Genomic DNA, 16,615 nt, shown 5'->3' on the forward strand with positions numbered 1-16,615 from the left:
TAATGGAACAATCAGCAATTGATGCCCTAAGTACCAACAAAGTTGCCTCGCAGAAGCATCTTATAGACGGTAATGCCATAGCCTCATTTGATGGCGGTACTATGGATGTGATCTCTCCAATTGATGGATCCAAATTAACGACAATTGCACGCGGTACTGCAGAAGATATGGATCGAGCCATTGCATCGGCTCGAGAAGCCTTTGTTGATGGTCGATGGAAAGATCAACCACCGGCCGCTCGCAAGCGGGTTATGCACAAATGGGCGGATCTTATTGAGCAAAATGCACTGGAACTTGCGGTGCTTGGCGCGAGAGATAACGGCACAGAAATAGCCATGGCGCTGAAGGCTGAACCGATGTCGGCTGCTGCAACAATCCGATATTACGGCGAAGCAATCGATAAAAAATATGGAGAGATTGCACCCACCGCGAAGGACGTTTTAGGAATGGTTACCCAAGAACCAGTTGGTGTTGTGGGCGCAATTATTCCATGGAATTTTCCTTTGATGATTGGCACATGGAAGATTGGGCCTGCATTGGCGGTGGGAAATAGTGTTGTTTTAAAGCCTGCCGAAACAGCTTCACTTACTCTAATACGGCTCGCGGAGTTGGCATTGGAAGCAGGTTTACCGCAAGGTGTTTTAAATGTTGTCACAGGTGAGGGTGGCGTCGTTGGAGAAGCGCTTGGGCTTTCAATGGATGTGGATGTGCTGGCCTTTACCGGATCGGGCGCAACGGGGCGACGTTTGCTTGAATATTCAGCGCGTTCTAATCTTAAGCGAGTTTACTTGGAGTTGGGCGGGAAGTCGCCCCATATCGTCTTTAATGAAGCAGACGACTTAGCGCATATAGCAAAAGCTGTAGCGGGAGGGATTTTTCGAAATTCTGGTCAGGTCTGTGTAGCAGGTTCCCGCTTGCTTGTGCAGGATGACATCAAGGAAGACTTTGTAAATGCTGTCGTTAAGGCGACAACACAGATGACGCCTGGTAATCCGCTACAACTTGAAACTAAAATTGGAGCCGTTAACTCGTCAAACCAGCTGCAGCAAAATTTACAAGCTGTTGCTATTGCTACGGAAGACGGCGGCAATGTTGTTTTTGGTGGCAAACGATGTTTAGCTGATACGGGTGGATTTTACATGGAACCAACAATTGTTGATGGCGTAAAAGTCTCGGATAGGCTTTTTCAAAAAGAGGTATTTGGTCCGGTTTTAAGTGTGACGAGTTTTAAGGATGAGCAAGAGGCCATAATGCTCGCCAATAGCACAGACTACGGTTTGGCCTCCGGTGTTTGGACGTCAAATATTTCTAGGGCGCATCGGATGATTAAATCGATCCGTGCGGGAGTTGTTCATGTGAATACGTATGGTGGAGCAGATGTAACCGTGCCCTTGGGTGGTGTCGGTCAATCTGGCAACGGGGCGGATAAATCGCTGCATGCGATCGAAAAATATACAAACCTCAAAACGGCATGGATACAGCTTTAAATGACTACGAAAACAATTTTGATCATCGGAACTTATGACACGAAAGATGACGAGCTGAATTACATTGCAGATGTCATTCATTCCCAAGGCGGGAATGTGGTGACAATGGATGTTAGCGTTTTGGGTAATCCGACAGACCCGACAGACTATTCTAAACATCAGGTGGCGGAAGAAGGTGGTAGTTCTATACGGAGCGCAATCGATTGTGGTGATGAAAATCAAGCCATGCAGATTATGGGCAAAGGTGCTGCTCTTCTATCATGTCGACTTTTCAATGAGGGCAAATTCGACGGCGCTCTTGTTCTAGGTGGTACAATGGGAACCGATCTCGCACTTGATGTTTGTTCCGCATTGCCGATAGGTGTTCCCAAATATATCGTTTCCACTGTATCATTTTCGCCATTGATCCCTCCTGAACGAATGGCGCCGGATACGCAGATGATACTTTGGGCGGGTGGTCTGTATGGGCTTAACTCAATTTGCAAATCATCGCTAAGCCAGGCCGCAGGTGCCGTTTTGGGAGCCACTCGAGCAGTGGAAGCGCCCAATCGCAAAAAACCACTTGTTGGTATGACATCTCTTGGCAAGACGGCTTTAAAGTATATGGTCACTTTAAAGCCTGCATTGGAAGATAGAGGATTTGAAGTTGCGGTATTTCATGCAACGGGAATGGGAGGTAGAGCATTTGAAAGCCTTGCTGCACAAGGTGCGTTCTCACTTGTGTTGGACTTATGTACGCAAGAACTCGGCAACCATATTCTTGGTTCGAATATTTCGGCTGGTGCGGACAGGTTAACGAATGCGGGTAGTACAGGTACACCACAAATCGTAGCGCCCGGTTGTTATGATCTAGTCGACATTGTTGGTTGGCAAGAGATACCAAAAAAATGGCATGATCACACCACGCATGCTCATAATCGGCTTCTAACATCTATCGTGCTTGATCATGCGGAGCGGTCTCAGGTTGCGCGAGCTCATGCCACGCAGTTAAAACAAGCCAATGGACCAACGGTTTTAATATTGCCAGAAGGTGGTTGCGGGGAATGGGATCGGCCGGGAGAAGGTCTTCATGATGCTGTGGGACTGGATGTTTTTCTTGCAACTCTTGAAAAAGAACACCCGCAAAATGTCGAGCTAGTGAAAACACAAGCTCATATTAATGACGATGAGTTCGCAAACACGGTATTGTTTCAAGTTGATAAATGGTTGACAGATGGAACCATATCTAACCAAGTTGGACAAGCTTGAAACTATTGTTTTGTTTGCGCAGTGTGCGGTTGTTATGGATGCGTCCGCAGAAAGCGTGAGAAGTATAATGCCATTACGAGCGCCGGACTAAGTGCCAATAATCCTATTTGAATGGATGAAAATTCGGCAATTAGGCCAATTACCGGAGGCCCGACTAAAAATCCACAAAGAGTCATTTGTGTTAGTATCGCAACGTTACTTGCGCTTGAGCGCCCTGGTAGGGTGCTTGCCGCGCTAACCGCGAGTGGAAACCCGAGTGAGACTCCCAACCCTAAAAATGCGATTCCGATGAATGAGGCTATAATTGTAGGGCTAAATAGAGCTACGAGTAGTCCGGCCAAAGCTGCGATGACAAAACTTCCAGCAAGTTTTTCGACTCCAAAACGCGCTTTTAGCTTATCACCCTGAAAGCGACCAAATGCGACGAATAGAGAAAAAACTGTAAAACTTGCACCGGCAACACCCGGCGATGCCTCAAAGATATCTGTCATGAAGATTGCAATCCAATCAGCCATGGCACCTTCTGTCATCGCGATACCGAATCCAAATAGTGAGATGAACACGAGCGGTTTTGTAATTGGTTTTTGTTCGCCCTCGGTTGGATCGGGCTTTGGCACCGAAAAGTCGGTGATTTGTCTGGCGGAATAAATAAGCGGTATTAATGAAATGAATGATAGAATACTCAATGAGATATTGGGTGCTAATCGTAATTCGGCAAAAATTGATCCTATGGCACTGCCTATTAAAACGCCGACACTCCAAAATCCATGGCAGCCATTCATGATTAATCGGTCAGCGCGACTTTCTACTTCCGCTGCGGTCACATTCAATCCTAGTTCCGCTATCGCCAGCGCAAGGCCAGCAAGTGCGAGAGCGCAGAATAATAATACACCTGATCCCATAAAGGCCGGCAGCGGCATCAATATTAAGTAGGCAATTAAGCCATAAGTCAGAAGCCGACGTGTACCCAAAGCTTCAGCTAAACGACCGCCAAACGCGAGAGCAGCAAAGAGGCCGACGGGCAATCCCATCAGAGCAAATGCCAGTTGTCCTGCACTTAAATCAAGTGTGGCCTGTATTTGTGGAATGCGGGGAAACCAAGCGCCCAAAACGATCGGCTGCAAGAGAAAAACCAGCCGGATGGCACTTAAATCAGAAATGCGGTTTTTAATTGAATTTACTCCATGCTTAGCTGGATTATTGGTAGTCCATGTTGATGACGGAGTGTTTTTTACACAAAACCCGACATGCAGATTTAATTGGTGGTTTGTCTAAGGAATTTCAAGTAGGTATTTAGCAAACATTTGTGACATTTACTTAGTAATATGAATTTATGAACAGCGCATTTCTATGCAACCGGATGCGCGACAATAATTGATTTTCGATTTTTTACGCGCACTCTCCTTTGTATGAAAACGTGTACGAGATTTATGTGTTTTGCGAGCAAAGAACAGTTCACATGTATGAGCTTGATTATACAGACTTGGATTATTCACATTGCAGTTACAAGCCATAAAGACAGCCATGGGATTGTTATGAGCATCAAAAGACGAACAATATCGGCAAGCCAGAAAGGGAGGACTCCCCGAAATATAGTTCCCAAAGATACGTCCCTTAGAACGGATTTCAAGACAAAAACATTCATGCCGACAGGAGGCGTGATTAAACTTATTTCTGTGACAACGACGACGACAATTGCGAACCAGATCAGAGCAAGTTCCGGGTCTTGCAAAAGTTCATTGGTAAAGGGCAATTCATACATAAGCGGGTAGAAGACTGGTACAGTCAATAAAACCATGGAAAGGCTTTCTAGAACGCACCCGAGGATCATATATATGAGGATGATCATCATTATCACCACCCAAACTGGCATCTCTAAATCAAGCACCAGCATAGCCAAAGCATCTGGTAGACCAGCGAAATTAACAAAATTTGAAAATAACTCAGCGCCAATGATGACTGCGAAGATCATCGCGGTTGCACGTACACTATCAAACGTTGCTGTCAGAAAAGCTCGCCACGACATTGTACGTAAGGCAACGGCTATTAGTACCGATGCGCCTGCGCCCATTCCCGCTGCCTCTGTAGGTGTGAAGAACCCGCCATAAATACCTACCATGATGAAGGTAAAAAGACCAAGAACGCAAAGCACACCGATAAAATCTGTACGCCCCATTGGTGGGCGCTCAGTTTCAATATCTGGCGCTAAATTCGGATTGTGCCAGACTGCAATTTTTACCGCTAGCAGGTAAAGGATCACGCCTAAAATGCCAGGCACAACGCCCGCGATAAAAAGCTTTGCAATATTGGTTTCAGTTAAAAGCCCGTAGATGATTAGAATGACCGAGGGTGGAATTAAAATGCCCAGCGTGCCACCTGCTGCAATGGAACCTGTTGCCAACCGATCATCATATCCAAATTTTCGCATGGATGGCATTGCGACTTTTGACATGGTTGCAGCTGTAGCAAGTGATGAACCGCAGACCGCAGAAAACCCGCCACAGGAGAATACTGACGCCATTGCAAGGCCGCCTCGCGTGCGCCCAAATAGACGATTTGCTGCCGCAAAAAGACCGTGGGCTACGCCTGAACCTGCCAAGACATTACCCATAAAAATGAACAGTGGGATAACTGACAAACTGTAGGATAGGACAGAGTCAAAAGCGACCTGTCCTGTCATTGCCCAAGCTGGCTGCCAACCGCGCAAAAGGGCAAACCCGATACCACCGACGGCTGCCATTGCAAAGGCAATTGGGACGCGGATGAGAATTAGACCAAGGAGAACAGCAAAGCCGATAAGCGATTCAACCATGCTCGTCTCGCTTCTTATCATCTGTTTCATTGGCAGGATATATGCCACGCAGGAATGCAATAAATGCGCTCACGAGGCAAGAGAAGGCCGCCAGATAGCCAAATGGGGCTAACGGAATGCCGAGTGCATTTGTTGTTGCGCCATGTTCGGCTGTTGTAAAAGCGTGCGAAGCGAGACGCCAGGCAAGAGTGGTTAGAAGTGCTGCGGAAAAGAGCCCGGCGAAAGCCGAAAAATATCTTTTTATAGTGTTACTTAGAACAACATTAAGTAGATCAACTTCGATATGTTCTTTTCGTTCGGTGGTCAGGGGCAGGGCTGTGAAGACGAGCGCTGCCAGAAGGATTTCGGTGATTTCAAATGCACCGCTTAATGGGGCGGAAAAGAAATACCGCCCCACAACGTCAACACATGTAACTAGAATTAGGCTGAACAGTAAAAGAGCGGCTCCGACACCTAGCGTGTTTTGCAGAACGGCGCCAATATCCATATCGCCATCTCCACCTCTAAAACGATGTCGAAAACGCTCCATTAATTAATACTCCACGCCTGTTTGCGTACGTAGCTCTTGTAACGCGGCAGCGCCGTCAAATCCATCTTCTGCAATTGCATCTGCCCATGCAGCTTCACGCACGGTTGCGAGTGATTTGATAGATTCTAACAGTTCAGCCGGTGCATCGGTGATCTCAATTCCTGCCTTCTTAATGCCTTCGAGCGCTTTTTCATCTGCGCCATTCCATGCGGTGCCTACGCGTTCGGCAAAGGCTGCACCAGAGATCGCTTCAATAGCGGCATGATCTGCTTCGGAAATGCCCTCCCAAGCTCCCTTGTTCATCACAAGAAACCAAGTTGTGTTATAAAGACCACCCGGTACACGCATGGTGTATTTAAGGTCATCGGTCAATTTAAATGCGGTAAGCGCTTCATAGGTAAAAGTTACACCGTCAATGACGCCGCGAGATAGTTTTTCAAACACCTCTCCAGATGACATAAACAGCGTTTCTGCTCCAAGATCAGACATCAGATCAGAAATGTATCCGCCAGGGACACGAATTTTTAATCCATCCATATCAGCTTTGGTTTCAATCTGTCTGACTTTGTTATGAAGTACGCCTGGTCCATGAACAAACAAGCCTAATAGTTTTACACCTTCATGCTCTGCTTGGGCATCCAAAGAGCCGGAATAGACATTCCAGAACGCCTTTGAGCCAGAGACAGCATCATCGCCCAGAAATGAGAATTGGCCAATACGAGACCGTTCAAAACGATTGTCGGTGGTGAAAGAATGCAAGCCATAGGTAATGTCGGCAATGCCATCGGCTGCCATATCATAATGGGCGGGCGGCGGGCCGAGAGGTTTTGCAAGAATCCGTACTTTGACACGACCTTCCGTGACCTTGGATACTTCTTTCGCCCAAGGTTTTATAGCATTAATGACGATGGGATGGCGCGGTGGCAACCAGCTGGATAAAGCAAGTGTTGTATCTGCAAAGGCCATCGTGGATGTCATGATACTGGAGCCTAATATGGCGGCAGCAACGGCTGACCCAATCGCCAAATTTTTGATTTTCATTATTCTTTCCTCCTGATTGAATGGTGTTTTGAGGTGCAGGGCGCCCCGCGGTACTCCTTAGAACGTCATTAAGAACCACAAGATATTTGCGTAGAAGTTATCGGTGGCAAATGGCAGGTGATTTTATACGTTAAAGATTAGCCTTGAAGTTGCTCCCACATTTCAAGATCACGTTTGTCGGTCCATATGCGGGGAGTGTCGATCCCTCGAGCTTCGTCATAGGCACGCGAAACATTAAAGGGCAAACAATGCTCATAAATTGCATAGTCTTTAAATTTTGGATCGCAAGCCTGTCGAACTGCATCCCATGCTTCTTTCAAGCTGCCACCACACGCTGCGACTTTGGCCGCTGGTTTGTAGGTGCTATCAACGAAATCTCGTGTGCTTTCAATAGCGCGTTCAACCGCATCTTTGCCAACTAAAGCTCCACCTCGTCCTGGTGCAATAGCATCTACATCGTAAGCCTTGATGTTGTCGAGCGTTTGGCCCCAATCGGCAAAATGTCCGTCTCCACAATAACAAGCGGAATGGTCTTCAACGATGTCACCGGTAAACATAACATTTTGATCTGGAACGTGAATAACCGTATCACCTGCAGTGTGGGCGCGACCAATTTGTTTGATATCGATACGACGATTGCCAAGATAAACAGTCATGGAATCGCTGAAAGTCGTCGTCGGCCATGTTAGGCCCGGAATGGATTCATGTCCCTCAAACAAGCGTGGGAACCGTTGGAACTCGCTATCCCAGTCTTCTTGGCCACGCTCGACAACCATGGCGCGGGCCTTGTCTGACATGATAATATTTTCTGCCCCAAATGCACTAGCACCTAACACGCGCACAGCATGATAATGGGTAAGAACCACATGGGAAATTGGCTTGTCTGTGATGCTTCGCACACGGTCGATGACTTTCTGCGCCAGTCGAGGTGTTGCTTGCGCTTCCACGATCATAACGCTGTCATCACCGATAATTACACCCGAATTAGGGTCGCCCTCTGCGGTGAAGGCGTATAGTCCGTCACCGATTTCATCAAAAGTGATTTTCTTCTCTGTCATATCACCTTGAGAAGCAAAAGCTTTAGCCATCATACGTTTCCTTATTTATGTTGCTGCCATGACGGAAGCCAGATCGATAATAAGTTGAAAGTTGGACATGTATCCTTGAGGATATGCCTTGACTACTTTAAGTAGCCGTCAATTCGTTATGTTACAATTTTGTCCACTAGGACCTCCCATCTTATATGTGCAAATGTAATCGTTGCAATTGATATGACTATTCGTTACATTTGCAACAATGTCAATAAAATAATTGCACTTGCAACGACTTTGCTGTTTATATCAGTGTAAAAATTGAAGGTACAAATATGCCTAAATCTCTGCCGGATTTTGATTTGGAACGCTACTTGCCTTACCGTTTTGCGGTACTTGCTGGCCGATTAAGCTCTGAGCTGGCTCGGCAGTACAAGAGCAAATATGATATCTCGATGCCGGAATGGCGAGTGCTTTTAAATGTTGGTTATGCAGAAGATCCATCAGTCAGAGATATTGAAAAACGCGTCAGTTTAGAAAAATCAAAGGTCAGTCGTGCTGTCGCCAAACTTGAGACGAAAGGGCATCTGATCAAGCAAATCGATAGCAGTGATAGAAGGTTGCTTAAGTTAACATTGACCAAACAGGGCGTTGAGTTACTAAGTGAACTTATTCCCATTGCGCAATCCTTTCAATCAGAGCTCAATGTCATTCTGGGTGATCAGGAAGAAACACTTCAACTGGCGTTGGATCGCCTAATGGATCAATCTGAATAATCATCCGGCTTATCTACACTGTCAGATTTTAGCGAATTTTGTGCATGAGCCAGAACCGCTTTTGCGAGGGCTTCTATGCCCTTGTTTAGCGCATTTCGATCGTCGGTACTCATGTTTTCAAGAATTGCATCGGCTCTTGTTTGAACCTTGGGGAATACATCAGAAAACAGATTCTGCCCCGTTTCTGTACAAGTATAAACGCGTAAACGCCTGTCCAATGCTGGCACAGAACGGCTAATATATCCCTTATCTTCCAATTTCTGAGCCGCTCTGCTGACCTGTACTTTATCGAGTGTTGTCCGTTGTTTGAGCTCAAGTGAACTGAGTTGTCCAGCTTCGGCAAGTAGTAATAACAAACGCCACTCCTCACGCGATAATCCATATGTGTGCCCATATACTTCAACAAGTTTACGCGAGAAAGCTTCTGCCGTGGCCGCTAGTTTATAGGGAAAATATGTCTCTAGTTTCACTAAATATCCTTTCGGAAAAATTATTTGTTACAAATGCAACGATTTTATCTGGACCAAATCCAAAAACTGTGATTTAACAATATTCATTGCAAATGCAACAAACTTGGAGGAGATTAACATGAATGTGCAAAATCTGAAACTGGACCAAATCCATCACGTAGCATATCGCTGCAAGGACGCCAAAGAAACGGTAGAGTTTTACACAAAGATGCTCAACATGGATTTCGTGCTGGCAATTGCAGAGGATCATGTACCATCTACTCATGAGCCTGACCCTTACATGCACTTGTTCCTGGATGCTGGCAACGGTAATGTGCTTGCCTTTTTTGAGTTGCCTACAAAACCGGAAATGGGCAGAGATCTTAATACGCCGATCTGGGTGCAGCATATTGCGTTTAAGGTGAAGGATCGCGAAACACTGATGGGCTTTAAAGCACACCTTGAAGCTGAAGGCGTCGATGTACTGGGTGTAACTGATCACTCAATCTTCCACTCAATCTACTTTTTTGACCCCAACGGTCACCGTGTTGAACTTGCGTGTCCCGATCCAGAAGAAGAGGCTATGATCAAGCGTTTGGATGCTGTGAAATGGGATATGCTTGAAGAGTGGTCTCGCACCAAGAAGGCACCGCAACATGCCGATTGGCTACATTCGAAAGAGTTGGGGAAGGACTGATGTTAAATACGTATGATTTCCCTGAATTTGATTACGTTCAATCAATTGAACAAAAAAATGGTGAGGTCTTGCGGCATACAGTCGTTGTTGTTGGTGCAGGCCCTATGGGTCTCACCGCAGCACTGGATTTTGCTGCACGCGGTTTAAAAGTTGTTGTTTTGGACGACAACAATACTGTTTCGGTTGGCTCTCGTGCGGTTTGCTACGCTAAGCGTCCGCTTGAAATATGGGATCGCCTGGGTGTCGCTAAGCCGATGCTTGATAAGGGTATTGAGTGGAAACTGGGTCGTGTATTTTTCCGTGATCAAGAAGTTTATGATTTTGATCTTTTGCCTGAAGATGGACATAATATTCCCGCTTTTATAAATCTTCAGCAGTATTATCTTGAGGAATATTTGGTCGCCGCATGCATGGAAAATCCGCTCGTCGACCTACGTTGGAAACACAAGGTTGTTTCACTGCATTCTCACAATGATCATGTGGAAGTAGCAATTGAAACGCCAGATGGAATTTTCAATATGGAAGCTGATTGGCTGCTTGCTTGTGACGGCGCCAATTCGGATGTTCGCCGGATGGTTGGAGCCGAATTTGTTGGCCAGTTCTTCGAAGATCGTTTTCTGATTGCAGATATTGTTATGAAGGCTGATTTTCCGACGGAACGTTGGTTCTGGTTTGATCCTGATTTTCATAAAGGTCAATCTGCATTACTTCACAAACAATCAGACGATGTTTGGCGGTTGGATTTCCAACTGGGTTGGGACACCGACCCAGAGGTGGAGAAGCTACCTGAAAATATCATCCCGCGTGTCAAAGCTATGCTTGGCGAGGATGTTGAATTTGAGCTTGAATGGGCTTCTGTTTATCAGTTTGCTTGCCGACGCATTGATCAGTTTCGTTATGGCCGTGTTCTTTTTGCTGGTGATGCAGCACACCAAGTATCACCATTTGGTGCGCGTGGTGCAAATACAGGGGTTCAGGATATTGATAATCTATCTTGGAAGCTTGCTGCTGTTGTTCGGGGCGAAGTACCTGAGGCATTGATTGACAGTTATCACGATGAACGTGCATTTGCTGCTGATGATAATCTGCTTAATTCAACACGTTCGACAGATTTCATTTCACCTAAGAATAATGCATCTCGTCGCTATCGGAATGCTGTGCTGACCCTGTCCAAGGATCATGAATTTGCCCGTCCTCTGGTCAATTCGGGCCGCCTTTCCACGCCGACACCTTATGTCGACAGCTCTTTGAATGTAAAAGATGACAGCAAATGGGCAGGTAAGATGCTGCCCGGTACCTGCGCCGCAGATGCGCCTATAAAGGTCGCAGGCAAAGATGCATGGTTACTTCAACAACTCGGCGAAGGTTTTACACTCCTTGTATTTGGGTTAAATCCAGCAGCCGTTGATGCCGGTGTTTTTTCGCCTAAACTGATCGTTGAAGGTAAAGATTTCAATGATGATCACGGCTTTGCTGCTGAACGGTATGATAAGGGTGAGGGTTGTGTTTACCTCATTCGTCCCGATCAACACGTTGTTGCCCGTTGGCGTGAATTTGATGTGAACAAAATTCGAGCTGGTATTGCTCGTGCTACTGCAGGAGCTTCCTCATGAGCCTCAATTTAAAACCGAATATCGAAAATCCGGATCTTTTCTATGAGATGTTAACGGATGCTCAGAGAGAAATGTCTGATGAAGAAGCCAATGATATGAACGCTCGACTTGTACTAATTCTCGCAAATCAAATCGGTAACTTGGAAGATTTAAAAGACGCGATTGAACTTGCCAAGTAAGAAGTTTTGACAGGTTGAGCGTAAAAATCCGATAGTTTATTAATATCGGAATTACGGGTTGCTTTCGAGTTTTAATTTGTAGATTGCTTGATCAGTTTATTGCCAGCTTTGTCTAACACCTCGGGCTCTTTTGTTCGAGGTGTTAGATTTTTATGTGGGTGAGTTTATTTGTATGGAAGTGAAATTTGGTTACTTCTGATTAGAAAATTACATCTTTGCCGAACCAATGATATTGTTGCCTTAAAATGCAAGCTCATCATATGGGGGCAAGTCAACAGCATCTTGAATCGTATCTAATATAGTGTTTCTGTTCTCCCTGTTGAATTTCAACTTCTTTTCTGTTCTTAATTCCATATGGAAGTTGTAAAAACTAAATTCTCGAACTCACAAATTGCTGTACGGCTTCTATCTATTTTGGCCATTTTGGCAATCATGGGTTTTTGTCTGACGATTTCGTATCAATATTCTCACCAATATTTCTTGAAAAGCCAAGCGACAGAAGATGCGGAAACATCCAGATTGGTTGTGTCTGGATTGAGTGACTATTTGGAACGCTATGATTCAGTACCAGCACTGTTGGCGCGTGATAGTACAGTCTTAGAGTTTTTTTCTGTTAAGACAAAAAATGATCGCCCGCTTGAGAAAATGAACATACTTTTGAAGAATGTTACAGTTGAGACCGGAGCGTCGGATATCTATCTGATAGACCTTTCGGGCACGACTGTAGCTTCTAGTAATTATGATAAAGCACATTCATTTATAGGTCGAAATTTAAGTTACAGGCCTTATGTGAAAAAATCTATCAAAGGTGAGAAGGCAATATATTTTGCTTTGGGTACGACTTCTCTGAGGCGTGGTTATTATTTTTCTGCTCCAGTAAAGATTAATGATCAAGTTGTTGGAGTTGTTGCTGTTAAAATCGAAATTGATGAGATTGAAGATGGATGGCAAAAATCTGGAAATGAAATTGTAGCTGTCGATGGCCATGGGATCATTTTTATGTCTAGCCATAAAAACTGGCTTTTTAAGTCGATGAACTCATTACCTCTTGGTGTGATCAATGCAGCCAGCGTAATAGAGAATATAAAAAGATCGCGACAATACCCATTATCAAAATTGGGTATTCTTGATACGCAGTTTGTGAATGCCAGTATTAAAGATGTCGGACTTTTGACAATCTTGGATTCTGAAGACCGGTCCCATAACGAAACATTTTTAGCTACCCCTGCAAATGTTATAAATGCTGGTTGGACTGTTTATGTTTTAAGTCCGATTACCAAAGTAGCTAAACTTTCTTACAGCGTTATGTTTGTCACGTTTTTACTTCTTCTACTTTTGTTCACCTTCGTTGGATTTATCATACATCGCCGAGCGCAGTTTATAAATAATGTACGCCAACAGGAACAAGCGAAGAGAGAGTTAGAAAATCGTGTAGAGGAGCGCACTCGTGATCTGAAAGTCGCAAACAATACACTTTCGATTGAAGTTAACGAGCGCATTCAAACTGAGGAGAAACTACGCGCAACTCAACGAGAGCTTGTGCAAGCCGGCAAATTAGCAGCATTAGGACAAATGTCAGCAGCTCTATCTCATGAACTTAATCAACCACTTGCTGCTATTCGCACTTATGCTGATAATGCCGGGGAATTTTTGAAGCGAAATAATACCACGCAAGCAAAAGAGAATATTGATTATATTTCAATGATGTCTGATCGAATGGCTGAGTTAACAAGACATTTGAGAAACTTTGCGCGCAAACCAAATCAGACAGCTTCATGTGTAGATCTTGAAAAAGTTTTTAAGGCCGTTGAAGTTATTATGAGTGGTCGGATCAAAGACAGTCGTGCAAAGATAAACTTTAATTTCGAGCGTAGACCGATTTACATATTAGGTGGAGAAGGGCGCCTACAGCAAGTGTTTGTAAATTTGTTGAGTAATTCCCTAGATGCAATGAAGGACAAGGATCAGCCCGCCATAGACATCTCTATAGAATATAGAGACCAAAAGTCGGTTGTCGTTTACTTCAGGGATTATGGAACAGGATTAAGCGATGAAATCAAGGACCGGGTATTTGATCCATTTTTCACAACAAAGGGTGTGAATGAAGGTTTAGGTTTAGGTCTATCAATTTCCTACAATGTTTTACAAGATTTTAATGGTGAGCTCAAATCAGAAAACCATGTTGATGGTGGTGCCATTTTTTCCGTGACCCTTCAGTTAGCAAACACAAAAGAGATAGCAGCCGAATGAATAATGAATTCGAAATTTTATTTATTGATGATGAAGAACATTTACGAAATGCGGTTTCCCAAAAATTTCAACTTTCTGGCTTAAATGTAAGAACATTTGAAGATGCAAATTTGGCTTTAGATATTATTGGTGAAGATAGCCCCTTCATAGTAATCTCGGATATTCGAATGCCGTTGATGGACGGATTCCAGTTGCTAAGTTCAGTATTAGATAAAGATCAGGACATACCTGTTATAATGCTTACGGGCCACGGAGATATTAAACTCTCAGTGGATGCCATGCGATCTGGTGCATATGACTTTATTGAAAAACCCTTTGACCCAGACCACCTTGTGGAAGTTGCTAAGAAGGCAATCGCAAAGCGTAAAATAATACTAGAGAACCGCACGCTTCGTTTAAGTCTTACTAAACAAGATAATTTGGAAAGCCAGATTACTGGCCAGTCCGCGTTTGCTACGGAACTTAGAAATTATATAAAAGTAATCTCGCCCATAGATACAGATATTTTGATCACCGGTGCGACCGGAACCGGGAAAGAAGTGGTGGCCCGTTCTATCCATTCATTGAGTAGGCGAAAGGAAAAGCCATTTACTGTGATCAACTGTGGCGCACTTTCCGATGACCAAATGGAAGATACTTTGTTTGGCCATGAACAAGGGGCTTTTTACGGCGCAGTTCGGTCAAGGTTTGGAAAGCTAGAAACGGCGAGAGGAGGCACCGTTTTTCTCGATGGTATAGATGCTTCCTCACCCGAACTTCAATTAAAGCTGCTGCGAGTGGTTGAAGACCGTACTACTCAACGATTAGGCTCTAATGAGATTATTGAACTTGATGTCAGATTTATAGCCGCCGCAAGCGATGGAATAAATTCCTTTATTGAGAATGGAAAGTTCAGAGCAGACCTGTGGCACCGCCTAAATCAGATTGAATTAAAAATGTTACCGTTGGCTGAACGTACAGATGACATTCCGGAACTTTTTATCCAACTGATGAACGAAGCATCAGTGAAGTATGGCAGAGAAATTTCAACCATTCCCAGAGGTTTCATGTCCAAGGTTTTGTCACATGATTGGCCAGGGAATATCAGAGAGTTAAAGCATGAAGCTGATAGATATGTATTGGGCCTATCGAAATTAGGTGAGATAGATGAAAACACAAGTTCATACCTGCCATTAGCAGGCCAGCTTATGATTGTTGAAAAGCAATTAATTATTGCTGAATTGAAATCAGCCAATGGTGTGTTGAAGTCCACACAAGAGGCATTGGGCTTATCTAGGAAGTCACTTTACGAAAAAATGCGAAAGCATGGTTTAGACAAAAATGATTACCGTTGATGTGGTGTTGGTAAAATGTGCGGTTTTCTACCCATCATAATCAACTGATGTTACGAAATTCACCCATCTTATGAAAATATTCGGTAAATTTGGAATGTCGTATGCTGTTTTCAATTTGCACAGAACAAATTTCCTGAGTTCATATGCTGATACTCGTAGTGAGTATTTATATGATCTTCAGGGAGGAACTCATGTTCAGAAGAACACTTATTAAAGCCGCAGCTACAATTGCAGTTCTAACAGCAACCGGTTTTACCGTACAAGCTCAAACAGCCGGCCCGGTAAATTATGTTATTCCATTTGGTCCTGGCGGTGAGTCCGATATCTCGGCCCGCTTACAACAACCATTTTTCAAAGATAAGTTTGGCCAAGATATGGTCATTTCTTATCAACCCGGTGGTGGGGGCGCTGTTGGCTGGGCTTCACTGAATGGTTTGAATGGCGACGGACAGACCATCATGGGAGTTAATCTTCCACATATTATCATTAAGCCAGCGCAAAAGGATGTCGGGTTTAAAACCGAAGATTTGAACACATTTTACATGTTCCATTTTACACCAGATGCAATTGTTGTAAAAGCGGATAGCCCGTATCAAACTCTTCAAGACTTGATTGATGATGCGAAAGAAAACCCAGGAAAGGTTACACTTTCTGGATCAGGGAAGGCTTCTGCAAATCATCTCGCACAAATTAAGTTCGATAAGATGGCAGATGTTAAAACAACATATGTTCCGTTCAAGGGTACAGGTGCCGCCGTTACTGCATTGCTTGGTGGTCAGGTTAAAGCAGAATGGGGTTATTCAACTGTTGGAGCTAAACAAGGCGAAGCCGTGCGGATGCTTGCCGTTGCAATGGAAGGTCGCCATCCATTATTTCCTGATGTCCCGACATTTAAGGAGCTTGGATTTGATATGATTGGCGGCGCATATCGCGGTATTGCATTACCAAATACAGCAAGCGACGAAACCAAAAAGAAATGGTCCGACATCATCGCAGATATCAATAGAGATGAAGCATTCATAAAGAAAATGCTTGATGGCGGTTTTGCCATGCTTGATGTGTCAGCTGATGAAATGGATGATTTCATGAAAGACCGTAGCGCAGAATATTTGAAGGATGCGCGCGAAGCAGGCCTCATAGAATAATAGATTAAGTTAACCTGGGGAGGT

The 16,615-nt window shown here is 44.4% G+C and carries 15 protein-coding genes; 9 read left to right on the forward strand and 6 right to left on the reverse strand.

Annotated features, from left to right (window positions below; all coding sequences use genetic code 11):
• The first annotated feature begins 2 nt into the window (after positions 1 to 2).
• Positions 3 to 1,487, forward strand: a complete 1,485-nt coding sequence (locus AB2J24_RS00200; protein ID WP_367384006.1) for an aldehyde dehydrogenase — start codon at positions 3 to 5, stop codon at positions 1,485 to 1,487.
• Positions 1,488 to 2,735, forward strand: a complete 1,248-nt coding sequence (locus AB2J24_RS00205; protein ID WP_367384007.1) for a Tm-1-like ATP-binding domain-containing protein — start codon at positions 1,488 to 1,490, stop codon at positions 2,733 to 2,735. It abuts the gene before it with no gap.
• A gap of 32 nt (positions 2,736 to 2,767) precedes the next feature.
• Here the strand turns inward: AB2J24_RS00205 and AB2J24_RS00210 are convergent, their stop codons facing one another.
• From AB2J24_RS00210 to AB2J24_RS00230, 5 genes are all read right to left on the reverse strand, one after another.
• Entirely contained in the window at positions 2,768 to 3,859 is a 1,092-nt protein-coding gene (locus AB2J24_RS00210) for an MFS transporter (protein ID WP_367384008.1), read from the reverse strand.
• A 368-nt stretch (positions 3,860 to 4,227) separates the two neighbouring features.
• Positions 4,228 to 5,547, reverse strand: a complete 1,320-nt coding sequence (locus AB2J24_RS00215) for a TRAP transporter large permease (protein WP_367384009.1) — start codon at positions 5,545 to 5,547, stop codon at positions 4,228 to 4,230.
• Positions 5,540 to 6,076 (reverse strand): TRAP transporter small permease, encoded by a 537-nt coding sequence (locus tag AB2J24_RS00220; RefSeq protein WP_367384010.1) that lies wholly within the window; start codon positions 6,074 to 6,076, stop codon positions 5,540 to 5,542. The genes AB2J24_RS00215 and AB2J24_RS00220 overlap by 8 nt, the downstream gene beginning before the upstream one ends.
• A 3-nt stretch (positions 6,077 to 6,079) precedes the next feature.
• A complete protein-coding gene (locus AB2J24_RS00225; protein WP_367384011.1) occupies positions 6,080 to 7,117 on the reverse strand; it encodes a TRAP transporter substrate-binding protein in 1,038 nt (345 codons plus the stop codon).
• A 137-nt stretch (positions 7,118 to 7,254) separates the two neighbouring features.
• On the reverse strand, positions 7,255 to 8,205 hold the full coding sequence (locus AB2J24_RS00230) for an MBL fold metallo-hydrolase (RefSeq protein WP_162652869.1): 951 nt from the start codon (positions 8,203 to 8,205) through the stop codon (positions 7,255 to 7,257).
• A gap of 278 nt (positions 8,206 to 8,483) precedes the next feature.
• On the opposite strand from AB2J24_RS00230, the gene AB2J24_RS00235 reads away from it, so the two are divergent.
• Complete coding sequence (locus AB2J24_RS00235; protein WP_162652868.1) at positions 8,484 to 8,924, forward strand: MarR family winged helix-turn-helix transcriptional regulator; 441 nt, start codon at positions 8,484 to 8,486, stop codon at positions 8,922 to 8,924.
• Here AB2J24_RS00235 and AB2J24_RS00240 read toward each other — a convergent pair.
• Complete coding sequence (locus tag AB2J24_RS00240; RefSeq protein ID WP_367384012.1) at positions 8,912 to 9,394, reverse strand: MarR family winged helix-turn-helix transcriptional regulator; 483 nt, start codon at positions 9,392 to 9,394, stop codon at positions 8,912 to 8,914. The genes AB2J24_RS00235 and AB2J24_RS00240 overlap by 13 nt on opposite strands.
• Positions 9,395 to 9,527: 133 nt before the next feature.
• Between AB2J24_RS00240 and AB2J24_RS00245 the strand changes: the two genes are divergently transcribed.
• The 6 genes from AB2J24_RS00245 to AB2J24_RS00270 all read left to right on the forward strand — a co-directional run bounded on the left by AB2J24_RS00245 (position 9,528) and on the right by AB2J24_RS00270 (position 16,591).
• Positions 9,528 to 10,070: a VOC family protein gene (locus AB2J24_RS00245; RefSeq protein ID WP_162653644.1), complete on the forward strand. Its 543-nt coding sequence runs from the start codon at positions 9,528 to 9,530 to the stop codon at positions 10,068 to 10,070.
• Positions 10,070 to 11,683 carry an FAD-dependent oxidoreductase gene (locus AB2J24_RS00250; RefSeq protein ID WP_367384013.1) on the forward strand — a complete coding sequence of 538 codons (1,614 nt, stop codon included), beginning with the start codon at positions 10,070 to 10,072 and terminating at the stop codon, positions 11,681 to 11,683. Before AB2J24_RS00245 ends, AB2J24_RS00250 begins: the two co-directional genes overlap by 1 nt.
• Positions 11,680 to 11,862, forward strand: coding sequence for a DUF2783 domain-containing protein (locus AB2J24_RS00255; RefSeq protein ID WP_367384014.1), 183 nt, complete (start codon positions 11,680 to 11,682; stop codon positions 11,860 to 11,862). Before AB2J24_RS00250 ends, AB2J24_RS00255 begins: the two co-directional genes overlap by 4 nt.
• Positions 11,863 to 12,216: 354 nt before the next feature.
• A complete protein-coding gene (locus tag AB2J24_RS00260) occupies positions 12,217 to 14,112 on the forward strand; it encodes a sensor histidine kinase (protein ID WP_367384015.1) in 1,896 nt (631 codons plus the stop codon).
• Entirely contained in the window at positions 14,109 to 15,446 is a 1,338-nt protein-coding gene (locus AB2J24_RS00265) for a sigma-54-dependent transcriptional regulator (protein ID WP_367384016.1), read from the forward strand. The genes AB2J24_RS00260 and AB2J24_RS00265 overlap by 4 nt, the downstream gene beginning before the upstream one ends.
• 191 nt (positions 15,447 to 15,637) lie before the next feature.
• Complete coding sequence (locus AB2J24_RS00270) at positions 15,638 to 16,591, forward strand: tripartite tricarboxylate transporter substrate binding protein (RefSeq protein ID WP_162652862.1); 954 nt, start codon at positions 15,638 to 15,640, stop codon at positions 16,589 to 16,591.
• The last annotated feature ends 24 nt before the right edge of the window (positions 16,592 to 16,615 follow it).

It is taken from the genome of Lentilitoribacter sp. EG35 (assembly GCF_040784015.1).
Classification (GTDB): Bacteria; Pseudomonadota; Alphaproteobacteria; order Rhizobiales; family Rhizobiaceae; genus Lentilitoribacter.